Genomic DNA, 20,749 nt, shown 5'->3' with positions numbered 1-20,749 from the left:
GCATTATTTTCCATACGGCGTTGCCCGAACTCCTGATTAGTCGTAAGATTCCCGTGTTTCTTCAGTTCAGGCTCGTATTTCTTGGGATTTTCCCGGCGGTTTCAGTTATGGATACACGGCAGATCATCATGAGCTATACCGTTCCGCCCAGCACGGACGATCTCCAGGCGCTGTCGCAGGCGACTTTCGAGGATCTGCCGGAGGAATTGCTGGAATTCTGCGAAGAAAAGCTACAAATCCTGGTTGAGGAGGTCGTGGACGAGGCGACGGAAATCGAGCTTGAACTTCAGGATCCGTATGAACTTCTGGCTCTTTATAAGAACGGTAAGGAAATTTCGCCCGGAGTGGAGAGAAAAAGCGCGGAAGAGGCGGATAGCCTTGTCCTTTACCGCCGCGCTATTCTGGATATGTGGTGCGAAACCTGCGAAGATTTCTCGAAGCTTTTGCGTCAAATCATGATCGAGGAATTGGGGCGGCGGTTCGGGTTTTCCGATGCCGAAATCGGCGAAATGTCCAAAAGGCATTATCAGGGGCTTTTATGAACGGTTCGTTCGGGGCGGAGGGCAATAAAAATGCACAGGAAACTAGGCAGGGGCTTTTTTTCTGTGCTAAAGTGGGTTGTTGTAAGGGTAAACTCTATTCAGGGTCGGACGTTTTGATCCATTTCATACGAACATATGTGCTTGCCTGCCTGATCCTGCTTTATGCGCCTGTTGCGTATGCCGGGCCTGCGCCGGCCATCCCTGCGACCTGCGATACCAATTTCTGGGACGTTCTGCGGGCCCGTGCGTGGGAAGAAGCTAACCGCGAAATCACCCAGAACCAGAATCTCATTGCCAAGCCCGACAGCGTTCTTTCCTATATATGTTTTGACAGCTATATGGAGAATCTTGCCCGGTATTCGGAAAACGGGGGGCCGGAGGATCCTGACGGGACCGGCGGTATTTTTTATGATATTTATGTGCTTCTCCGCCGCATTCCCGGAAGTATTGACCCGGCCCTGACCGACGGGCTGGACATGAACAGCGTTCTTGAAATTCTCATTCTTGACTCGCTTGAGGATGGGGTGTCTGTGCTTTCTATAGCTGATGCCGGAGGCGCTACGGCTGCGGTTTGCGGGCGTGACCAATACCGGGCCGATAATTTCGATCATACTCTGCTCGGGGGACGATCTGGAATCGGCGGTGGTCTGGGCAGCAGCATCGGCGATAACGCCTATTCCTGCAACCGGATGCGGCAGGTCTGGGAGGCGGCCAAATGTTATAACTTCCAGACCCGCGCTCATGACGGTTTTTTTAATTTTGACCAGTACCGTGCACGCGAGGCTGCTGACCGTGATTATCGCGAGTTGCCAACCGAATGTACGAATCTTGATACAGATCTAGCGCACGTGATCTGTAACTATATCATCCACGGCACTCCGCCCAATATTCTTGGCAGTGCCGGCTGGCCATGGGTTGGTGGGGCGCCGACGGCTTGGAGTACTGCGTTTCCTGCTGCCAATCCGGCTCCGGGGGCAGCGGGGGGTGCAGACAGTACTCTTTCTTATTTTAATCTTCTTGACCCGACGGCTTGTGCTGCTTTGACTCCCGTTAAGACGGGGTTGATTGTGACGCGGCCTAATTCCGGAACGAGTTATACTGACGCTGTCTGCACGGCGCCGGGATGCTGGTATCAGCCAGGTGGCGGCGTGGCGGCTGCAGGAACCTGCAATCCCTGATTTCCTATTTTTCCTTTTTTAATGCCTGCAGCATGATGTCCGACATCCGGCGGGCGAAGGCGCTTGGGTCGTCGAGCGGTTCGCTTTGGAGAATGAAGGCTTGATCGAGAAGGAGGTTCGCTGATTCTGTTATGTCTTCTCCCCGTTCGGCCCTGTCAGCTATCAACAGGATCAGCGGGTGGCGGGGGTTGATTTCAAGAACGGGCTTCGTGCTGCTTTCGTATTTCTGGTGGATTTTCAGGACGCGCTCCATGTGCATATCCACGCTGTTGTCCGCCGCAACAAGGCACACCGGCGAATCGGTCAGGCGCTGGGATTTCCTGATATTCTGGACTTTGCCCTGCAGAATGTCCGCCAGACGGACGATGAGGCCGCCGATATTAACCTGCTCCTGTTCTCCGGTTCCGGATTCCGTGGTTTTTTCCGTGCCTGATTCTTCCTTGTCGAAGCTGTCAAGATTAACAGTGCCTTTGGTAATGGATTTGAAGGGCTTGCCGTCATAATCCAGTACTTTCTGGAGCCAGAAATCGTCCACCGTGTCTGTCAAGAAGAGCACTTCGAGGCCACGGGCGCGGAAGCCCTCCAGTTGCGGGCTGTTGCGGAGGCTGGAGAGGGATTCTCCGGTGATAAAGAAAATCCTGTCCTGGCCCTCTTTCATGCGGGAGACGTAGTCCTCAAGGGTTATCAGTTTTTCGCCGCCGTCGTGAGAACTGAAGAAACGGCAGACCTTCAGCAATTCCATGCGGTGTTCGGGCGCATCGTAGAGGCCTTCCTTCAGCACGGCGCCGAACTGTCCCCAGAAACTCAGGAAGGTGGGGGCGTCATCGCGGGAGAGCTTATCGAGGTCGGAGAGAATCTTTTTGGCCACGGCGCTGCGGATTTTGCTGACGACCGGGTTGAATTGCAGGCTTTCGCGGCTGATGTTCAGGGGCAGATCCTCGCTGTCCACGATGCCGCGCACGAAGCGCAGCCACGGGTACATGAGGGTGTTGACATCCTCGGAGATAAATACCCGGCGGACGTAAAGTTTGACGAAGTGGCGTCGCGAGGGGTCGAAGAGATCCCACGGGCGCAGGGTCGGGATGTAGAGCAGGCCGGTGAATTCGATCTTGCCTTCGGCCTTCCAGTGGGCGGTCATCAGCGGTTCGTCGAAGCCGCCCGTAAGATGGCGGTAGAATTCGGTGTATTGCTCCGCGCCGATTTCCGATTTCGGACGCATCCAGAGGGCGGAGGCGGCGTTCAGTTTCTCCGATTCGCTGTGTTTTGTTTCGTGGGGGGTGCCGAGAAAAATCGGGACGCTGATATGGTCCGAATACATTTTCACGGTCATCTTTATTTTTTCATCGAGCAGGAAGTCGCAGGCTTGGTCCTTCAGGTCGAGCTTGATCGTGGTGCCGCGCTCGCCGTCGAGCCATTTGGCGTGTTCCGTGTCCGCCTTGCTTACAGTAAAGCCGGAACGCCCATCCGATTCCCAAAGCCAGGCCTCCTTCTCCCCGGCCTTGCGGCTGACAACGCGGATACGGTGGGCGACCATGAATCCTGCGTAAAAGCCGACGCCAAACTGGCCGATCAGCTTGAGCTTGTCCGCGCCTCCCTGTTCCTTCATTTGCTGCATGAGGGCTGCCGTGCCCGATTTGGCAATCGTTCCGAGATTTTCCGAGAGTTCGTCCGCGTTCATGCCGATGCCGTTGTCGATGACGGTCAGGGTGCGGTCCTTGGTATCCTTGAAGACGTGGATTCTGAAATCCGGATTGTCCTGAGTCAGGTCTGAATTGGTGATCGAATCATAACGCAGACGGTCGCAGGCATCAGCGGCGTTGGAGATCAGCTCCCGCAGGAAGACGTCGTGATTCGTGTAGAGGGCGTTGGCCACTATATCGAGCAGGCGCGACACATCCGCGCTGAAGGATTTAGCGTTTTCCGAAGGGTCGGGAGGGGGCGTTTGCCCCTGTTCCTTATTATTCGCTTTTGCGTTCATAGGTCTCTATATGGCCCTGTTTTCCAAGAGAATCAAGGGTAAAGACGCTGGATGGTCCAGAGGCCGTCCGCTGTCCTGCGGTACTGGAAACGGTCATGGAGACGGTCGGGGTGGCTCCACCAGAATTCTATGGTGTCCGGTTTCAGGATATATCCTGACCAATAAGGTGGGCGGGGCACCGATTCGCCTTTAGGGTATTTTTGGGCGTAATTCTCAAACTTATCTTCCAAAATATTGCGGCTTTCGAGAGGGCGGGACTGGTTGGAGGCCCAAGCGCCGATTTGCCGATCATAGGGGCGGGTGGCGAAATATTCGTCGGTTTCGCCGTCCGGTGCCTTTTCCACCGTGCCCTCGACGCAGACCTGCCGACGCAGGGATTTCCAGTGAAAGCAAAGGGCGGCGCGGGGGTTTTCAGCCAGATGGCGGCCCTTGAAGCTTTGTTCGTTGCTGTGAAATTTAAAGCCGCGCTCGTCGGCCTGTTTGAGCAGAACCATGCGAACTCGTGGCGCCCCGGCTTCGTTTGCTGTGGCCAGTGCCATGGCGTCCGGGTCGTTGGGTTCGCTGTTTTGAGCCTCTTCATACCATTTATGAAAAAAAAGCAAAGGATTGGAAGGGAGGGTGTCTTTTTCCATGTCCATAAAAATTCTTTCTGTGCGAAGAGTTTTTGTTTTATACACGTAGCATTGTCATGCCGCGATACAAACGGCTATAGTAGTGACTTACGTTTTTAATGCAGATGCAAAGGTATAAGTGGATGAAAAAAATAGCACTTGTGGGCATGGTTCTCTCTTCAATGGCTCTGACGGCCTGCGAAACCCTTGATACAACGGGTAACAAGCAGCTTATCGGGACGGGGAGCGGTGCCGTGATCGGCGGTATCCTCGGTTCCAAGATCGGCGATGGGTCCGGTCAGCTCTGGGCGACCGGCGCGGGTGCGCTTGTTGGTGCCTTGCTCGGTAGCGAGATCGGTAAGTCTCTGGACAAGGCGGATCAGGGGTATGCATCCCAAGCGAATTACGAGGCGACGAGTGCCCCGATCGGGGAGCCTGTGTCGTGGAGCAACCCGCAGAGCGGTAACCATGGTACGGTGATTCCGACCCGTGAGGGAACCAGCGCCAGCGGCAATTACTGCCGCGAGTTCCAGCAGACGATTTATGTCGGCGGGCGCGAGGAGTCGGCTTATGGCGTGGCCTGCCAGCAGCCGGATGGAACCTGGAAGATCGTGCAGTAGCTCCTATTTTTAAGAGTTTTACGAAGGGCCGCAGTGTCACGCGGCCTTTCTCGTTTTGGGTTCTTTACTTTAAGGCGTTGGGGCTGATGAATTTTGTGATGTTTCCCGTGCCCGTTTCTTTTGAGCCGCCATTTTTGCCGCTGTCCAGAGTCGCATACATTTCCGATAACTTTTTGAAGGTTTCCTTGATGAGGGCGATGTCCTCGTTTTTGTCCGGAATCCCGTAAATGATGTCCGGGGTAATAATATGCCCCTCCCGCCTTTGACGGAAAAGGTAGCGGGCGAAACTGCGGAGATTATCCCAACTTACTTTCATGGTAGCTTGCTCAAAGATACTGAGCAGCCGGGATTTTTGCTGGTTCAGGGTTTTCGGGTCAGCGAGCATCAGCTCATCTGCGAGCGTTATCATGGCGCAAGCGGCCCAGCCGATGGGGTTGCCGATCATGAGCTTGGCATTCTGCGCCATCGCCTCACTCAGGAAAATTTTATAATCCTCAGGCGTACGGACCTTCTCCAAGCATTTTTTGGCGCTTTCCAAGGCGATTTTTTCATGAACGCGCTTGTTCATCTCCTGATCAGCGAAGGGGTTGTAGTCATTCAGGCTGGAGAAGATTTTCGGCTTTATGGCCATATGCTCCGCGACCATGTCGGCGATGGAGCGGACGTAGGTGTTTTCATTAGTGTAGATGGCTGCGCCGAGGATCGTCTCCGGGTCGAACCCGCACCAGGCCATTTCCTGCGCCGGGTTGCAGAAGGCCCGCCATTGCTTGATTGCGGCAATCTTGTAGGTCATGCCGATTTCCTGGGTAATTTTTACCGCCAAGGGCAAGGTTTTCTCTTTTTTTCCTGAACCACTCAGGCTTTCGGTCAGCAGAAGCTGAAGCGTTTCCAAACTGATCGGGAAGGGATATTTTTCGGAAATAAAGCCGATTTGAGGACTGAGAGTGTCCTGCATTCTTTGTACGGCCAGGGATTTTATTGCATTTTCAGTGCCATGGAGCGCCTGGAATGTTGCTGAAAAGATGTCGGCCAGAAGATTGCGGTGATAATATTCCTGCGTTTCGAGTTTGGTCACGATGACGCCTTCGCTTACGTCCAGACGTGATAGTGGGCCTTGTTCGGTTTTTTGCGATTCGGCAGAGGCGCTATTTGGTTTCGGCGGTGTTTTGGAGAGGCCGGGGAGTGTACCCGCTTTTTGGAGTATTTCAGCCTGCGCGGCGTGGAAATCCTCATACAGAGCGAGCGCGTGCCAGACCAGATGCAGGGCGTGATTCTTGAGGTCTTCCTGCGTTTTGAAACGGTCGGCGTTGACGAAGAAGACCGCCAAAGTTCGGGTTGAGCGGAAAAAGCCCAGAATTCCCGGATTGCTGTGTTCGACCAAGCCGACGAAGCACGTGCGATTGCCGATTATTTCCCTGTCTTTGCTGTTCTGGATGTAGTCGAGAATGATCGGACCCGCAGGGTGTTCCCCTATGCTTTCATTTTCCTGAACCAGCGCCTTTTTTCTCTTATCTTCCTCGTGGACGATAAAAGTCAGTGTCAGCTCAGGGTAACCCGTCTCAATCTGGCGGGCGATGACCTTGCAAATATGGGTGGCCGTTTTCAGATCAAGCGACATAGTTCATTATAACAGCGCTTTTTTTGAGCGCAGGGAAGAAAGAAGCATCATAGCAGAAAAAATTAAGGGTATAAACGGGCGCGGTGTTTGGCCCCTAGACGCAAAGGCTGAAATGTGTAGGATACGAGGGATCATAAACATTTTTCATGACGTATGACGATGAGTGAAGTTTTGAAAGGAAAACGCGGCCTGATTATGGGGGTTGCGAACGAGCGTTCGATTGCCTGGGGAATCGCAGAGGAGGCGATGAATCATGGGGCGGAACTGGCTTTTACTTTTCAGGGTGAGGCGCTGGAGAAGCGTGTGCGGCCCCTGGCGGAGAAGGCCGGGTCCAAGATCGTCCTGCCGTGCGATGTGACCGACGAGGCGAGCGTGGATGCCGTCTTCAAGGCGCTTGAGAAAGAGTGGGGGCAGCTGGATTTTCTTGTTCATGCCATCGCTTTTTCCGATAAGAATGAGCTGGACGGTCTTTATCTGAACACCACTCGCGGAAATTTCCTGCGGACCATGGATATTTCGGTTTATTCCTTTACCTCCGTCGCACAGAAGGCCTATCCACTCATGAAGGAGAAGGGGGGGAGCCTTTTGACCCTGACCTATTACGGGGCGGAGCGCGTGATGCCGCATTATAATGTGATGGGTGTTGCGAAGGCGGCTCTGGAAGCCTCCGTGCGTTATCTGGCTGCCGATATCGGCAAAGATAATATCCGGGTCAATGCTATTTCCGCCGGGCCGATCAAGACGCTGGCCGCCAGCGGGATCGGCGATTTCCGGTATATCCTGAAATGGAACGAGTTCAATTCGCCGTTGCGGCGGAATGTTACGATCAACGATGTCGGCAAGGCGGGCCTGTTCCTGCTCTCCGATCTGGGCAGCGGGGTGACGGGCGAGGTTCTGCACGTCGATGCCGGGTATCACACGGTGGGGATGGTGGCGGTGGATTCCGCCGCGCAGACGGCCGAGCTTCTGCAGGGAATCGCGCCTAAATCCTCGGAGGAGGCCGCGTAAGTGCCCCAGTTCGTTGTCATCGCACGGGATGCGAAGGATGAGGGGGCGCTGGAACGCCGGTTGGCCGTGCGCGAGGCGCATATCAAGGCCTGCGATCTTGCCGTTGAAACGGGGCAGCAGATTTACGGGGCGGCGCTTCTGTCCGATGACGGAAAAATGTGCGGGTCGGTCATGGTGTTCGATATGGAGTCCCGAGCCGTTCTGGATGATTATCTTAAGAATGAGCCTTATGTGACGAACAAGGTCTGGGGGGAGATTGAGATTATCCCCTGCAGGACCGGGCCGAGTTTTACGAAGTTCCTGCCGCAATGATCTGGTTCAAATCCTATAGCGTCGAATATCTGGAAGGTTTGCGGAACGCGAATATGGGGACGCATATCGGGATTCAATTCACTGAAATAGGCGAGGATTATCTTTGCGCGCGGATGCCTGTGGACAAGCGGACCACGCAGCCGTTCGGAATCCTGCATGGCGGGGCGAGTTGCGTTCTGTCCGAAACGTTGGGCAGCGTGGCGGCGTGGATGTGCATCGACCCGGACAAGGATCGCGCGGTGGGGCTGGAGATCAACGCCAACCATATCCGTGCGGTCACGGAGGGGTTTGTTGTCGGAAAATGTTCGCCGCTGCATATCGGGCGGCGGACGCATGTGTGGCAGACGGATATCACGGAAGAGGGGACGGGCAAGCGGGTGGCGATTTCGCGGCTGACGGTGGCGATCATCGAGCAGGGGACGTTATCGGCGCAAAAAGAGAAAGTGATTGTGAAGTAAGTCTGAACCACAGAGGTTTGAACCACAGAGGTTTGAACCACAGAGGTTTGAACCACAGAGGTTTGAACCACAGAGGTTTGAACCACAGAGGTTAAAGAGGGAAGAGGAGATTAAAGAGGGGTTTTTTATGGTGCAGAAGCTTAACGATATTACGGGGGAGATTGTCGATTGCGCCTATAAAATTCATAAGACCATGGGACCGGGGCTTTATGAGAAGGTTTATGAAGATTGCTTTGCGTATGAGCTTGAAAAGAAAGGTTTATTATTCAGCTGACAGCATCCGGTTACGGTGCAGTATGAGGAACTTGTGATTCCCTCGGCTTTTAAAATCGATTTACTTGTTGCTGAGACGGTTGTCGTCGAACTCAAAAGCACGGATAAAATCCATCCGATCCATCAGGCTCAGATTTTAACTTATCTTAAACTTGCCAAGCTACAGGTCGGGCTTCTTATAAATTTTAATGTTCCTCTTATCAAAGATGGTATAAAGCGATTTCATGTGTAAGTTACAAGGATGGACTCTTTGATCTCTTTTAAATTCTTTTATCTCTGTGGTTATTTCCATGTCTGGTAACCGTTTTGGCACGTTGTTTCAGTATCAAAGTTTCGGGGAGAGCCATGGGCCGGCGATCGGCTGTGTCGTCGACGGGGTGCCGCCGCGCATTCCTCTGGCCGAGGCGGATATCCAGTTCTGGCTGGACCGGAGGAAGCCGGGGCAGTCGCGGCATACGACGCAGCGGCAGGAGCCGGACACGGTTGAAATTCTTTCCGGCGTGTTCGAGGGGCAGACAACGGGGACGCCGATCGGGCTTTTGATCCATAATGTCGATCAGAAGTCCAAGGATTACGGGGACATCAAGGACAAGTTCCGGCCCGGCCATGCGGATTACACCTATTTCAAGAAATACGGAATCCGCGATTACCGGGGCGGGGGGCGGTCTTCGGCCCGCGAGACGGCGATGCGCGTTGCGGCGGGGGCGATTGCCCGCAAGGTGCTTGAAGCGCAGATCGGCGCACAGGTGAAAGTGCGCGGCTGCGTTGTGCAGATCGGGACGGAGAAGATCAGCCGCGATGCGTGGGACTGGGACGAGGTGGAGCGCAACCCGTTCTGGACGCCGGATGCGAAGGCCGGGAAGGACTGGGAAGCTTATCTGGATTCCATCCGCAAGAAGGGTTCGAGCGCCGGGGCGCTGGTGGAGGTTCATGCGTCGGGGATTCCGGCGGGTCTGGGTGCACCCGTTTACGACAAGCTGGACGCCGACCTTGCGAAGGCGATGATGAGTATCAATGCGGTCAAGGCCGTGGAAATCGGCGCGGGGTTCGAGGCTGTCGCGCTGGGCGGGGAGGAGAATGCCGATGAAATCCGGCTGGATGACACTGGAAATCCCTTGTTTCTTTCTAACAATGCCGGCGGGATTCTCGGCGGGATTTCCTCCGGGCAGGATATTACGGTGCGGGTGGCGTTCAAGCCGACGAGTTCGATTTTGACTCCGCGCAAAACGATTGACCTGCACGGGGAAGAGACGGATATCGTGACCAAGGGGCGGCACGATCCGTGCGTGGGAATCCGCGGGGTTCCGGTGGCCGAGGCCATGATGGCCTGTGTCTTGGCTGACCACTGGTTGAGACATAAGGCGCAATGCCTGTAAAAACGGCTCTGGCGGGCTGCGAACGAGGATGTGATGTTCTACGAACCGCGCAAGCAAAACCCTAAGACCGATCTGGGGTTGAAGCATAATCCGTTCAAGGCCTTGGTGCAGCCGCGGCCGATCGGGTGGATTTCAACGATGAGCGCTGAGGGGAGGGTCAATCTCGCCCCGTACAGCTATTACAACGCGGTGTGCGAAGACCCGCCTATGATCATGTTTTCCAGCAGTTCGCGGTATAAGGACACCAGCCGGAACATTCTGGAGACCGGAGAGTTCGTGGTGAACGTAGTCACAGAGGCGCTGTTGCATCCGATGGTCGAGACGTCCCGCGATGTGCCGCATGGGGTGGACGAGTTTGAATTGGCCGGACTGACGAAAAGACCCAGCCGATTGGTCAAGCCGCCGGGGGTGGCGGAATCGCCGATCCATCTGGAATGTACTTATTTCAAATCACTTGAGCTGCCTTCGACCGATCCGGAGTCGGATTATGTTATTATTCTGGGAGAAGTGGTTGGAATCCATATTGATGAGGCCGTCATCCGTGACGGACTGGTTGATTTTACGTCGGTCGGGCGGTTGGGGTATAAGGATTATTCGATCACCACGGGCAAGCAATCTGTTGTTTTGAAAAAGCGCGATATCTGATAAGAGTATTCACAGGAAATCAGCCTTTTTGGGCGCTTTTTCATATTAGGAATCTCTCATGACCGCAAAAGACCCCTGGTCGGCCCGCAAAAACCTTTACAGCACCCCCGTTCCCAAAGAGGTGGAGAAACCCAAAAGGCGGTGGAATGTCCTGTCGATCCTGTGGCTGGCCGTCAAGCGGACCTGCACGGTTATTGGGGCATTCGTTCTCATTACAACTGCGCTGATCGCGTGGACGTTTTCCTCGCTTCTTTCGGAGGTGGAGTACGATAAGGGGCTGCCGGAAAAATTCGTGCTGATGCTCAATCTGGACGGAAATATGGGCGATCTGGCGCGGGATGTCAGCTTTGCCGATCCGTTCGCCGGGCCGGGCGTGACCCTGCGTGATTGGCTGGAGGCACTGGATCGGGCCAAGACGGACCCCCGCGTGAAGGGGATTTATGGCCGTATGGACGCGGGCGGCTACGGGCTGGCGCATATCGAGGAGATGCGAAAGGCGATCAAGAGTTTCCGGGAGAGCGGGAAGTTCGCTTATGTTTATTCCTCTTCTTATGGGGAATTAGGGGGGCTTGGGAATTATTATCTGGCCCTTGCATTTCAGGAAGTGTGGATGCAGCCGATGGGCGTGATTGCGATTACAGGCGTCAGCGCGGAGTTGCCGTTTTTCCGCAATATTTTCGATATGGTCGGAGTCGAGCCGCAATTTTTCCAGCGTAAAGATTATAAATCTGCCTATGAAAGCCTGACGCATACGCAGATCACGGAGCCGAATCGGCGGATGATGGAGTATCTGATCAAGGATCTGACGGACACTTTGCAGGTTGATATCTCTGCCGATCTGGGCATCCGGCCGGAGAGTTTCAAGGCATTGGTGGATAAAGGTTTGTTTACTGCCCCCGAAGCGCTGGATGCCGGGTTGATCGACAAGGCGGATTACGCCGATGTGCTGGTCAAGCAGATGAACAAGCAGGTCACGGGCGATCCGGCGGTCGATGCGGATTACATCGACCTTAACGCCTATATCAATGAGGAGCGCAACAAGCAGGCGACGCTGGCGGATGAGATTATGCTCGCCGCGCAAACGCAGGAAAAGAAGGATGACGGCAAGCCTTCTATCGCTTTGATCTATGCGGTCGGGATGATTTTGCCGAGTCAGGACGGGGATGCGCCCGACCTGTTCGATGACGGGGTGGCCGCTGCCGATCAGATTGCGGGGGCGCTGATCGAGGCGGCGCGGGACGAGACGATTAAGGCGGTTGTGTTGCGGGTGGACAGTCCCGGCGGGTCGCCGGTGGCTTCCGAGAGTATTTTGCGCGCGGTGCAGATGGTGCAGGAGCAGGGTAAACAGGTCATTGTTTCCATGGGGCCGACGGCAGCGTCAGGAGGATATTGGATTTCGGCCTCTGCGAACCAGATTTTCGTGCTGCCCACTACGATCACCGGGTCGATCGGGGTTGTGGGCGGGAAGTTTTCCGCCAAGGAGTTCTGGGCGAAGATCGGAGTGAACTGGGAGCGCATCCAGTGGGGACGGAATGCGGGGATGTGGTCCATGAATACGCCGTTTTCAGAGACGGAATCGCAGCGCATGAATGCCATGCTGGATAACGTTTATAATAACTTTCTCCAGCGTGTGGCCTCTGGGCGTAAAATGACCGTTGACGAGGTGGACCGGATCGCCGGCGGACGCGTGTGGACCGGAAAAAGCGCGGTGAAGATCGGTCTGGCCGACCGGATTGGTGGGCTGGAGGATGCGCTTGACTATGCGGCGCTGCAGATCGGGGCAAAGACGCGCAAGGATGTTCATGTGGTGATCATGCCCAAGCCGCTGACGGCCATCGAGAAGTTCATGCAGCTTTTGCAGCAGGAGGTTTTTTTCCGCAGCCATTTAAAGACGCAAGCGGAGATCCTGGAGACGACCAAGCCTTATCTGGCCGAGATGCAAATCCTGAGCGATCCGCAGTCTTTTTCCGTTTATTCTCCGGTCGAGATCAAACCCTGATTTTTTTTTCAGGCGCTGGCGGCTCTGCGGGTTGATCGCTCCGGCGCGGCGTTGTTTTCAATGCGTTCATCTGACGGTTTGCCGATGTGCAGGCGCGGCGGGGGCGGGTTGTCGTCCAGCATCGGTTTCAAATCGTCATACATTTCGTAGAACGACATATAGATATGTTCTGCGCCGATATTTTTTTCAATGATCGCCACGGCGGCATGAATTCCGAAGGCAATCGGCACTACCGCGCAGGGCAGGTGTTCTTTGGCGGCGAGGGCGGCGATGACGTCCTTGCGGCGGTCGCCGATATACCAGACGACATCGTTTTCATTCAGTTCCAGATTCAGCCATTGAAGGGCGGTGAGGATCGGCTCAGGGCTGGGTTTGGATTTGGTGATGTCCTCGCGGAACACCGTTACCGGAAAGTGCTTGTTCAGTTCGAATTTTTCAAGAATGTCGTGGCCGTAACCCTTACCGAGGCCATTGCTGACCAGGGCCATCGGAATCTGATGCTGCTCGAAAAGCTCCAGAAGCGTGAACAGGCCGGGGCAAGGCTGAACGATCTGCTCCACGGGTTTGCGGCGGATTTTGTGCATGGCGCGGTGGACCAGAAGACGCGGCTGCTTTCTATTCTTGTGCCAGAGAGGGATGATGCGCCCCTTGCCGCCGCGCCGGAAGAGCCATGTGAAGAATTTTGAAATTCTGTAGCCGATGTTATCCAGCGTTTCAAGGATATGCAGCAGGCGCGGGTTGATATGGCGGACGGCGGTTCCGTCCATGTCGAAAATCACAATTGTCGGTTTTTTTATTGCCATAACAGATTTCTCATTCTTCCGAGAATATACACTATCTGCGGCAGAAAGGGCCGAAAAAACGCAAATTTCCTATGATAGGAGGCTGATAACTTTTTTCTCGATGTGGCGGGCGGTCAGGCCGGCTTCGTCATATTGCTTTTCGGGATCGTCCTGATCCTGAAAGCGGTCGGGGAGCTTTAAGCAACGGATTTTTAGACGTGAGGACAGTAGGTCGTTTTCACTCAGCACTTCCAGAACTTTGGAACCGAAGCCGCCGCTTGAACCTTCCTCGATGACGATCATGGCTCTGTGGTTTGAGGCCAGCTCTTTTACTAGTTCGGAGTCGAGGGGCTTTGCGAAGCGGGCATCGGCAATCGTCGGGGCGATGCCCTTTTTATTCAGGTTTTCCGCTGCGAGGAGGCATTCCTGCAAGCGTGTTCCGTAGCTGAGCATGGCGATTTCGGACCCATGGCGGATAATCCGGCCTTTGCCGATTTCCAGAATTTCAGGTTTCTCCGGCAGAGGGGTGCCTGTGCCGTTGCCGCGGGGGAAGCGGAAGGCGATCGGGCCATCGTTATAGGCTGCGGCGGTCGCGACCATATGAACCAGTTCGGATTCATCTGCCGGAGCCATCAGGACAAAGTTCGGCAGACATCCAAGATAGGCGATGTCGAACGCGCCCGCATGGGTCTGGCCGTCTGCGCCCACTAGTCCGGCACGGTCGAGCGCAAAGCGCACGGGCAGGTTTTGTATGGTGACATCGTGGACGATCTGATCGTAGGCGCGCTGCAGGAATGTGGAGTAAATCGCCACGAAGGGTTTGTAGCCCTCCGCCGCCAATCCGGCGGCAAAGGTTACGGCGTGCTGTTCGGCGATGCCAACGTCGAACATCCGTTCGGGAAATTCCTGGCTGAACGCATCCATTCCGGTGCCGGAGGGCATAGCGGCGGTAATTCCGACAATTTTTTGGTCTTTTTTGGCCTCGCCGATGAGCGCCTTTGCAAAGACGTTCGTGTAGCTTGGGGCACCGATTGCTGTTTTCGCCTGTGCGCCCGTGATGACGTCGAATTTGCGGACGCCGTGCATCTTGTCGTCGGAATTTTCCGCAGGCAGGTAGCCCTTGCCCTTTTGCGTAATGACATGGATCAGGACCGGGCCTTCGTGGTCCGCCTCCTTGATATTGCGGAGCACGGGCAGGAGGTGGTCGAGGTTGTGGCCATCGACCGGGCCGATATAGTAAAAGCCCATTTCCTCGAAGAAGGTTCCCGAGCCGAGCGCGTTCCTCGCGGTTCCTTCCGTTTTCCTGACAGCGTTGCGGATGGGCGAGGGGAGGATGTCAGTGATTCTTTTGCCGAATTCACGGACGCTATGGTAGGAGCGCGAGGAGACGATGCGCGTCAGGTAGCGGCTCATGGCTCCGACGGGCGGGGCGATGGACATTTCATTGTCGTTGAGGATGACGATCAGGTTGGTTTTTTTGTCGTCGATCGTGATGCTGCCCGCGTTATTCATGGCTTCGTAGGCCATGCCCGCGGACATCGCGCCGTCGCCGATCACACAAATGACATGGTTGTTTTTTTCTTCTCCCGCCTGTTTTGCGAGATCACGGGCTACGGCCATGCCTAGACCTGCCGAGATCGACGTTGAGCTGTGGGCGGCGCCGAAGGGATCGTATTCGCTTTCGTCGCGTTTGGTGAAGCCGGAGAGGCCGCCCCCCTGACGCAGCGTGTGCATTCTGTTCCGACGGCCCGTGAGAATTTTATGCGGGTAGGATTGGTGGCCGACGTCCCAGATCAGGCGGTCGGCGGGCGTATCGAAGACGGCGTGGAGGGCGACCGTCAGTTCCACGACACCCAGACCCGCGCCGAGATGTCCGCCCGTGCGGGAGACGGAATCGATCATGAAGCGGCGGACGTCCTCGGCCAGATTTTTCAGTTCCTCGTCGCTGAGGTTTTTCAGGTCGGCGGGGGCGTTGATCCGGTCCAATGCCGGAAAGGGCGAAGGGACCGCCGGGAGATTCCTTGCGGTTTCGCTTTCTAGAATGAGGGCGTTGTCTTGAGCTTTTTCGTGGGCTGTTTTCATGGTGGATCAGTTTTATAGGAAACCCTCATGAAGCGCAAAACGTTTTTAAGCCTGCTTTTAACAGGCTTAAGATGATGAAATTCAAGTTAAAACAGACTGTTAGTTCATTCCGCCTATGCTGACGGTCCTGTGAAGCTGACCGAGGCGACCGCTGCGGGTGCCTGAACACCTGCGGACGGGGTGCCGACGCCGCCGGAGACACCGTTGCTGATGACTTCGCCAGCGCTCTGACCAATGTTCAGGATTGCATTCATGCCGGCCAGAGCGATGCTTGCGTTAAAGAAAGAGCCGACCGTTTTCAGCGGGTCGGGCGTACCTGAGCCCGGAGAGCCATCGCCGAAAATCGTATCCATGATGTAGGACATATCGTATTCCTCTTTTTTGAGCCCCTACTTTAACAGGCTAGGGGCGGATGAGTCAAATCTGCTGGGACACCGAGAGGGAAACCCAGACCGCCTTTACGGGTTTGCGGATATCGTTGTCGGCGACCTGCACCAGAAGGATCTGCTGACGCTCCATGATGCGGGCGTATGTCGACTGATTCATGGGTTCCATCTGTAGGAGGACGGAATCGGATTGCGAATCATAGACATAGACTTCGCCGCGCTCGGCGTCGATCTGGACCCATTCAGGAGTCAGACCCAGATCTTCGGCGTAGAAAAACCCAATTTCACCCTGCTTGTTCAGGATGAGGCTGGCTTTCATGGTCTTGATGTTCATCGGATATGGCGCTCAGGCGCGGCGTTCAAGCACGTACTGGGCCAGACGCTGAAGTTTTTCGGCGCGGCCATCGAATATCTTCAGGTGCCCTATCGCCTGCCGGACCAGAATTTCCGCCCGGTTTTTGGCCTGTTCCTTACCCATGGTGGAGACGAAGGTGGATTTTCCGGCTTGTGAGTCTTTTCTTGTGTCCTTGCCGGTATCCTGAGGGTCGGCCTCGACGTCCAGAATATCGTCTGTTACCTGAAAGGCCAGGCCGAGGTCGAAGGCGTAATTGCACAGCGCCTTGCGGTGCGGCTCGCCGCCCTTGCCGAGGATTACTCCGGCCTCGCAGGCGAACGCCATCAGCTTTCCGGTTTTCATGCGCTGGAGGCGCGAGATCGTACCGAGGTCGAATTCCTCCCGTTCGCCGATCAGGTCGAGCATCTGGCCGCCGGCCATGCCGTGACCGCCCGCCGCCTTGGCCAGAGAGCGGACCAGTTCGCAGCGGACCCTCGGGTCTTCATGGGTTTCGGGTTCGCTCAGGACTTCAAAGGCCAGAGTCAGGAGGGCATCGCCCGCCAGAATGGCCGTGGCCTCGTCGAACTGGATGTGAACGGTCGGCTTGCCGCGGCGGAGTTTGGCATCATCCATTGCCGGAAGGTCATCGTGGATCAAAGAATAGCAGTGAACGAATTCAACGGCGGCGGCTACGCGGCGGGCGCGAAGGGGATCGACGTTAAAAAGGTTGGCGGTATGCATGGTCAGGAACGGGCGCAGGCGTTTTCCGCCGCTGAGAGTGCCGTGGCGCATGGCCTGAAAGAGACGGTTTTCCGCGAGATCGGTTTCGGGCAGCAGATGGCCGATGGTCTTTTCGACCGCTTCGGCGACACGATTCATTTCAATCTGGAGTTCCGGGTCCGCTTCCCGTGGTGAGGGTGCCATGTTTTTTAATCTTCGGGGTCTAGGGGTTGAGTGGCAATCGATCCGTCGTCCCTGACGGTGATTTTTTCGATTTTGGCCTGTGCGTCGCGCAGCTTGGTTTCGCAATGTTTTTTCAACAACGTGCCGCGTTCGTAGGAGGTAATAGATTCCTCCAGAGGCGCCTGACCCGTTTCAAGGCTTTTGACAATCGATTCGAGTTCGATGAGCGCTTCCTCGAAAGAGAGCGATTCCACGGGGCGCAGTTTCGACATACCTTGCACTTATCCATAACCAAAACAAATGAAAGCGCAGTGTATGCCAAGGCGGTTGTCCGCTCAAGCGTTTAAAGCTTTGCGTGACAGAAAATGTCTTCTATTATGGCATTATGAACAATCGGTATGCGATACCGGAAGGAGTCCGGGTCTATGCTATTGGCGACGTTCATGGACATCTTGACGTCCTTGAGCGTATGCACCATGAAATCGCCAACGATTTGCGCCGTTCTGCCGATGTGACGGGGCATATCGTCTATCTGGGCGATTATATCGACCGGGGGCCGGAGAGCGCTGATACTCTGGATACTCTGCTGCAACTGAAAAAGCGCGATGACGGGATTTTCCGGTCTTTCCTGCTGGGGAATCACGAACATTACCTGATCCGTTTTCTGATTGACGGCGATTTGTCGGAGGCCATGGACTGGATGCAGTGGGGGGGAATCGAGACGATCCAGAGCTACGGCTATTCGTTCCGCACGTATCCCCCGGTCCATGACGATCTTGAAGAGGCGCGGGATTACATGAATACCCACGTTCCCGAGGAGCATCTGAATTTCCTGACGCAGATGCCTATGGCGCTGGAGATCGGGGGGTATTTTTTCGCCCACGCGGGGGTGAATCCGCGCAAGGGATTTAAAGATCAGGATTTGTGGGAATTGATCGGGATCCGGCAGCCGTTTCTGTCGTGGCATGAGGAGGCGGATTATAAGCCGCTGCCCAAAAAAATCGTTCATGGTCATACGATCTCCAAGGGGCCGATTATCCGGCCGCACCGGATCGGGGTGGATACGGGGCTGTTCAAGGGGGGGCCGCTGACGGCGGCGGTTCTGGAGGGGACGAATGTCCGGTTTCTTCAGGTTCAGCGCTAGGCCAGACCCAGTTTTTGTTCCAGAGCGCCGCAGAGCATATGGCCGAGGGTGATGTGCATTTCCTGTATACGGGCGGTGTCGTCGGACGGGACGATGAGCAGGATGTCGCAATATTTTGACATTTTTCCGCCGTTGCGGCCGGACAGGCCGACGGTGACGAGTTTTTTGGCGCGGGCGGCGTCAAGCCCCCTGAGGACGTTCGGGCTGTTGCCGGAGGTGCTGATGCCTATCGCGATATCTCCGGGCTGGCCCAAGGCTTCGATCTGCCTTGAAAACAAGTGATCGAAGCCGAAATCGTTGCCGATGGCGGTCAGGGCGGAGGTGTCGGTGGTCAGGGCCAGCGCTGCCAGAGGCGCACGGTCCTTTACGAATCTTACCGTCAGTTCGGTGGCGATGTGCTGGGCGTCGGCGGCGCTGCCGCCATTGCCGAAGAAGAGAAGTTTTCCGCCCTGGCCGAGGCTTTCAGCGCAGGCGTCAAGCAGTTTGGAGAAATCCGACTGCAGGCTTGCAAAGGTTTTTTCCGCTATGGAGAGATGTGCGCCGCGTTCTCTGGCCCAGAAAGATTCGAGGTCGAAGGGCGGGTGCGCCGTTCCGCGAGTGGGTTTAGGTGCCTTGGTCACGGGATGATTTCCCGTGTCACGGGAATGGGAGCGGCGGAGGCTCCGCTCCAGTCCATGTTTTGCGCGGCGGATTTCTCAATCATCTGATCCTCGGTCATCTGGTCCGCCGGAACGTAGGTGATCTGGGGCTTGTGGCCGGGAACGGGGACGTTCTTGGGTGCCAGGGCGGCGCGATTATAGGACAGTTGCTCCGGGGAAAGCTGGAAGCCGACCAGCACCTGATACTGGAAGGCGGTTTCCTTGCTGCGGACCGGGATGATCTGGCGCAGGTATTCGGTGTGGGTGCGGGTACTTTCGCCTTGCTCAAAGCTCATCGAAACCGAGAAAATCTCCTTGGCCATGATTTTGCCGTTCGGTCCGGTGACGGCCACGAAAAACGGGTAGGTCAGGAAGGGTTTATCGGATTTCTGCTGCCGTGCCTTGGGGCCGAGGGTTCCGGTGAAGAGCAGGGCGAGATCGACGGTGGCGCTGGAGGTGGCGAGTTCGCAGCTGCTCTGGCGCTTTTTGATGTCCATTTGCGCGATCATGTTTTCATAAAACGTGCGCTGGTCGTCGGTGAAGTCCGAAAGGCTGCCTAAATCCTTTACAATCTGGATTTGCGGGCAGGGGGTGGCGAGGAGGCGTTCGGAGCCTTTGTAACCTCTGGCCTCGGAGCGGCCAAGTTCTATGCCCCGGTTCAAGTCGTCTACGGCGCCGTCTATGGTTTCGCCGCAGGCGGGCAGAACGGCCAGAAACAGCATACAGGCAAAGAGGCGGATGTGTTGTCTTAATGATTTCATTCAGGCTCCGAAGGCAGATGCTTCTCTTGCAGGGTTTAGAGTACGAAAGCGCGGGCTTTTGTGCAAGGGTGTGGATCAGAGCCGCAAAATTTCCTATATAGGGGGGCATGGATAATATGGTTCAGGACGATAAAACGCTTAAGAAGCCTGATCTGACTCTGGTTCTGGCGGCGCCCCGCGGGTTTTGCGCCGGTGTGGACCGGGCGATCCAGATCGTTGAACTGGCGCTGCAGAAATACGGGCGTCCGGTCTATGTTCGGCATGAGATCGTGCATAACAAGTTTGTCGTGGATTCGCTTAAGGCCAAGGGCGCGGTGTTTGTTGAGGAACTGGACGAGATTCCCGAGGATGGGCAGCCGGTGATTTTTTCCGCGCACGGGGTGCCGAAATCCGTTCCAGAAGCTGCTCAAAGACGGGAAATGTTTTTCATCGACGCGACGTGTCCGCTGGTGAGCAAAGTGCACCGCGAGGCCGAGCGGCATTTCGAGCAGGGGGACACGATCATCCTGATCGGTCATGCCGGGCATCCCGAGGTGATCGGTACAATGGGGCAACTGCCGTCCGGCGCGGTGATGCTGGTTGAAACGCTTGCTGATGTGGCGGCGCTGAAGGCCGATGATCCCGAGCATCTGGCGTATTGCACGCAGACGACTCTGTCGGTAGACGATACGGCGGCCATTGTCGACGCATTGCAGAAAAAATTTCCCGCCATCAAGGGGCCGCGCAAAGAGGATATCTGCTATGCCACGACCAATCGGCAGGCGGCGATGAAGGAAATCGCCAAGGGCAGCGATGCGGTGATCGTGATTGGTGCGCCGAACTCCTCCAACTCCAATCGCCTTGTCGAGGTGGCGCAGCAGAACGGCTGTTCCAAGGCCATGCTGATCCAGCGGGCGGGGGATATCGATTGGGCATGGATGGAGGGGGTGCGGACGCTGGGCCTGAGCGCAGGGGCTTCCGCGCCGGAAGTGCTGGTTGAGGAAGTCGTCGATCTGATGCGCGGGCGCTATCATGTCACGATCCGCGAAACGGTGCTGACGGAAGAAAATGTCACGTTTAAAATCCCCCGCGTGCTTTCTGCGGCCTAGACTCATTTTTTTT

Annotated in this window: 23 protein-coding genes and 1 pseudogene; 12 read left to right on the top strand and 12 right to left on the bottom strand. The window is 55.7% G+C overall.

Features of this window, described 5'->3' with window-relative positions; genetic code table 11:
* The first annotated feature begins 107 nt into the window (after nt 1-107).
* Nucleotides 108-542 (top strand): metallopeptidase family protein, encoded by a 435-nt coding sequence (locus tag IPN28_10770; protein ID QQS56735.1) that lies wholly within the window; start codon nt 108-110, stop codon nt 540-542.
* Entirely contained in the window at nt 539-1,720 is a 1,182-nt protein-coding gene (locus IPN28_10765) for a hypothetical protein (GenBank protein QQS56734.1), read from the top strand. Before IPN28_10770 ends, IPN28_10765 begins: the two co-directional genes overlap by 4 nt.
* A gap of 4 nt (nt 1,721-1,724) precedes the next feature.
* Here the strand turns inward: IPN28_10765 and htpG are convergent, their stop codons facing one another.
* Both htpG and pdxH read right to left on the bottom strand, forming a co-directional pair.
* The gene (htpG, locus tag IPN28_10760; GenBank protein QQS56733.1) at nt 1,725-3,698 is read right to left on the bottom strand and encodes a molecular chaperone HtpG; all 1,974 of its coding nucleotides are present in this window, start codon (nt 3,696-3,698) and stop codon (nt 1,725-1,727) included.
* Between the two features lie 32 nt (nt 3,699-3,730).
* Nucleotides 3,731-4,336, bottom strand: coding sequence for a pyridoxamine 5'-phosphate oxidase (pdxH, locus tag IPN28_10755; protein ID QQS56732.1), 606 nt, complete (start codon nt 4,334-4,336; stop codon nt 3,731-3,733).
* Between the two features lie 116 nt (nt 4,337-4,452).
* On the opposite strand from pdxH, the gene IPN28_10750 reads away from it, so the two are divergent.
* A complete protein-coding gene (locus tag IPN28_10750) occupies nt 4,453-4,929 on the top strand; it encodes a glycine zipper 2TM domain-containing protein (protein ID QQS56731.1) in 477 nt (158 codons plus the stop codon).
* 64 nt (nt 4,930-4,993) lie between these two features.
* Here IPN28_10750 and IPN28_10745 read toward each other — a convergent pair whose 3' ends face one another.
* Entirely contained in the window at nt 4,994-6,547 is a 1,554-nt protein-coding gene (locus IPN28_10745) for a hypothetical protein (GenBank protein ID QQS56730.1), read from the bottom strand.
* A 159-nt stretch (nt 6,548-6,706) separates the two neighbouring features.
* On the opposite strand from IPN28_10745, the gene fabI reads away from it, so the two are divergent.
* The 3 genes from fabI to IPN28_10730 are packed head-to-tail and all read left to right on the top strand — an operon-like array spanning nt 6,707 to nt 8,325.
* Nucleotides 6,707-7,555, top strand: coding sequence for an enoyl-ACP reductase FabI (gene fabI / locus IPN28_10740; GenBank protein QQS56729.1), 849 nt, complete (start codon nt 6,707-6,709; stop codon nt 7,553-7,555).
* A complete protein-coding gene (locus tag IPN28_10735; GenBank protein ID QQS56728.1) occupies nt 7,556-7,867 on the top strand; it encodes a hypothetical protein in 312 nt (103 codons plus the stop codon).
* Complete coding sequence (locus IPN28_10730; protein ID QQS56727.1) at nt 7,864-8,325, top strand: hotdog fold thioesterase; 462 nt, start codon at nt 7,864-7,866, stop codon at nt 8,323-8,325. The genes IPN28_10735 and IPN28_10730 overlap by 4 nt, the downstream gene beginning before the upstream one ends.
* On the opposite strand, the gene IPN28_10725 is transcribed toward IPN28_10730, so the two are convergent.
* Nucleotides 8,290-8,487, bottom strand: a complete 198-nt coding sequence (locus IPN28_10725; GenBank protein QQS58614.1) for a pentapeptide repeat-containing protein — start codon at nt 8,485-8,487, stop codon at nt 8,290-8,292. The two genes, IPN28_10730 and IPN28_10725, sit on opposite strands and share 36 nt — an antisense overlap.
* On the opposite strand from IPN28_10725, the pseudogene IPN28_10720 reads away from it, so the two are divergent.
* The 4 genes and pseudogenes from IPN28_10720 (at nt 8,453) to sppA (ending at nt 12,618) form a co-directional block, all read left to right on the top strand.
* Nucleotides 8,453-8,830 (top strand): annotated as a pseudogene (locus IPN28_10720) (GxxExxY protein). The gene IPN28_10725 and the pseudogene IPN28_10720 overlap by 35 nt on opposite strands.
* Nucleotides 8,831-8,888: 58 nt before the next feature.
* Nucleotides 8,889-9,974: a chorismate synthase gene (gene aroC, locus IPN28_10715; protein QQS56726.1), complete on the top strand. Its 1,086-nt coding sequence runs from the start codon at nt 8,889-8,891 to the stop codon at nt 9,972-9,974.
* Nucleotides 9,975-10,007: 33 nt separating this feature from the next.
* Nucleotides 10,008-10,619: a flavin reductase family protein gene (locus tag IPN28_10710; protein ID QQS56725.1), complete on the top strand. Its 612-nt coding sequence runs from the start codon at nt 10,008-10,010 to the stop codon at nt 10,617-10,619.
* A 58-nt stretch (nt 10,620-10,677) separates the two neighbouring features.
* Nucleotides 10,678-12,618: a signal peptide peptidase SppA gene (gene sppA / locus IPN28_10705; GenBank protein QQS56724.1), complete on the top strand. Its 1,941-nt coding sequence runs from the start codon at nt 10,678-10,680 to the stop codon at nt 12,616-12,618.
* A gap of 8 nt (nt 12,619-12,626) precedes the next feature.
* Here sppA and IPN28_10700 read toward each other — a convergent pair whose 3' ends face one another.
* The 6 genes from IPN28_10700 to IPN28_10675 form a co-directional block, all read right to left on the bottom strand.
* The gene (locus IPN28_10700; protein ID QQS56723.1) at nt 12,627-13,421 is read right to left on the bottom strand and encodes an HAD family phosphatase; all 795 of its coding nucleotides are present in this window, start codon (nt 13,419-13,421) and stop codon (nt 12,627-12,629) included.
* A 69-nt stretch (nt 13,422-13,490) separates the two neighbouring features.
* Nucleotides 13,491-15,482 (bottom strand): 1-deoxy-D-xylulose-5-phosphate synthase, encoded by a 1,992-nt coding sequence (gene dxs / locus IPN28_10695; GenBank protein QQS56722.1) that lies wholly within the window; start codon nt 15,480-15,482, stop codon nt 13,491-13,493.
* Between the two features lie 113 nt (nt 15,483-15,595).
* Complete coding sequence (locus tag IPN28_10690) at nt 15,596-15,847, bottom strand: hypothetical protein (protein QQS56721.1); 252 nt, start codon at nt 15,845-15,847, stop codon at nt 15,596-15,598.
* 52 nt (nt 15,848-15,899) lie between these two features.
* Nucleotides 15,900-16,202, bottom strand: coding sequence for a hypothetical protein (locus IPN28_10685; GenBank protein QQS56720.1), 303 nt, complete (start codon nt 16,200-16,202; stop codon nt 15,900-15,902).
* Between the two features lie 12 nt (nt 16,203-16,214).
* Nucleotides 16,215-17,126: a polyprenyl synthetase family protein gene (locus IPN28_10680; GenBank protein QQS56719.1), complete on the bottom strand. Its 912-nt coding sequence runs from the start codon at nt 17,124-17,126 to the stop codon at nt 16,215-16,217.
* 5 nt (nt 17,127-17,131) lie between these two features.
* Complete coding sequence (locus IPN28_10675; GenBank protein QQS56718.1) at nt 17,132-17,377, bottom strand: exodeoxyribonuclease VII small subunit; 246 nt, start codon at nt 17,375-17,377, stop codon at nt 17,132-17,134.
* 113 nt (nt 17,378-17,490) lie between these two features.
* On the opposite strand from IPN28_10675, the gene IPN28_10670 reads away from it, so the two are divergent.
* Entirely contained in the window at nt 17,491-18,249 is a 759-nt protein-coding gene (locus tag IPN28_10670; GenBank protein QQS56717.1) for a serine/threonine protein phosphatase, read from the top strand.
* On the opposite strand, the gene IPN28_10665 is transcribed toward IPN28_10670, so the two are convergent.
* Both IPN28_10665 and IPN28_10660 read right to left on the bottom strand, forming a co-directional pair.
* Entirely contained in the window at nt 18,246-18,776 is a 531-nt protein-coding gene (locus IPN28_10665; protein QQS58613.1) for a D-sedoheptulose 7-phosphate isomerase, read from the bottom strand. The genes IPN28_10670 and IPN28_10665 overlap by 4 nt on opposite strands.
* An 89-nt stretch (nt 18,777-18,865) precedes the next feature.
* The gene (locus IPN28_10660; protein QQS56716.1) at nt 18,866-19,648 is read right to left on the bottom strand and encodes a hypothetical protein; all 783 of its coding nucleotides are present in this window, start codon (nt 19,646-19,648) and stop codon (nt 18,866-18,868) included.
* Between the two features lie 116 nt (nt 19,649-19,764).
* Between IPN28_10660 and ispH the strand changes: the two genes are divergently transcribed.
* Entirely contained in the window at nt 19,765-20,736 is a 972-nt protein-coding gene (gene ispH, locus IPN28_10655) for a 4-hydroxy-3-methylbut-2-enyl diphosphate reductase (GenBank protein ID QQS58612.1), read from the top strand.
* Nucleotides 20,737-20,749 lie beyond the last annotated feature (13 nt).

This window comes from Alphaproteobacteria bacterium (assembly GCA_016699735.1).
GTDB lineage: Bacteria > Pseudomonadota > Alphaproteobacteria > Micavibrionales > Micavibrionaceae > JAGNKE01.
This window is presented reverse-complemented; position numbering and strand designations above follow the sequence as displayed.

Bases quoted from the DNA above. Each gene is read 5' to 3' on its own strand.
- IPN28_10770 (QQS56735.1), top strand. From the start codon at position 108: ATGGATACACGGCAGATCATCATGAGCTATACCGTTCCGCCCAGCACG.
- IPN28_10765 (QQS56734.1), top strand. From the start codon at position 539: ATGAACGGTTCGTTCGGGGCGGAGGGCAATAAAAATGCACAGGAAACT.
- htpG (QQS56733.1), bottom strand. From the start codon at position 3,698: ATGAACGCAAAAGCGAATAATAAGGAACAGGGGCAAACGCCCCCTCCC.
- pdxH (QQS56732.1), bottom strand. From the start codon at position 4,336: ATGGACATGGAAAAAGACACCCTCCCTTCCAATCCTTTGCTTTTTTTT.
- IPN28_10750 (QQS56731.1), top strand. From the start codon at position 4,453: ATGAAAAAAATAGCACTTGTGGGCATGGTTCTCTCTTCAATGGCTCTG.
- IPN28_10745 (QQS56730.1), bottom strand. From the start codon at position 6,547: ATGTCGCTTGATCTGAAAACGGCCACCCATATTTGCAAGGTCATCGCC.
- fabI (QQS56729.1), top strand. From the start codon at position 6,707: ATGAGTGAAGTTTTGAAAGGAAAACGCGGCCTGATTATGGGGGTTGCG.
- IPN28_10730 (QQS56727.1), top strand. From the start codon at position 7,864: ATGATCTGGTTCAAATCCTATAGCGTCGAATATCTGGAAGGTTTGCGG.
- aroC (QQS56726.1), top strand. From the start codon at position 8,889: ATGTCTGGTAACCGTTTTGGCACGTTGTTTCAGTATCAAAGTTTCGGG.
- IPN28_10710 (QQS56725.1), top strand. From the start codon at position 10,008: ATGTTCTACGAACCGCGCAAGCAAAACCCTAAGACCGATCTGGGGTTG.
- sppA (QQS56724.1), top strand. From the start codon at position 10,678: ATGACCGCAAAAGACCCCTGGTCGGCCCGCAAAAACCTTTACAGCACC.
- IPN28_10700 (QQS56723.1), bottom strand. From the start codon at position 13,421: ATGGCAATAAAAAAACCGACAATTGTGATTTTCGACATGGACGGAACC.
- dxs (QQS56722.1), bottom strand. From the start codon at position 15,482: ATGAAAACAGCCCACGAAAAAGCTCAAGACAACGCCCTCATTCTAGAA.
- IPN28_10690 (QQS56721.1), bottom strand. From the start codon at position 15,847: ATGTCCTACATCATGGATACGATTTTCGGCGATGGCTCTCCGGGCTCA.
- IPN28_10685 (QQS56720.1), bottom strand. From the start codon at position 16,202: ATGAACATCAAGACCATGAAAGCCAGCCTCATCCTGAACAAGCAGGGT.
- IPN28_10680 (QQS56719.1), bottom strand. From the start codon at position 17,126: ATGGCACCCTCACCACGGGAAGCGGACCCGGAACTCCAGATTGAAATG.
- IPN28_10675 (QQS56718.1), bottom strand. From the start codon at position 17,377: ATGTCGAAACTGCGCCCCGTGGAATCGCTCTCTTTCGAGGAAGCGCTC.
- IPN28_10670 (QQS56717.1), top strand. From the start codon at position 17,491: ATGAACAATCGGTATGCGATACCGGAAGGAGTCCGGGTCTATGCTATT.
- IPN28_10660 (QQS56716.1), bottom strand. From the start codon at position 19,648: ATGAAATCATTAAGACAACACATCCGCCTCTTTGCCTGTATGCTGTTT.
- ispH (QQS58612.1), top strand. From the start codon at position 19,765: ATGGTTCAGGACGATAAAACGCTTAAGAAGCCTGATCTGACTCTGGTT.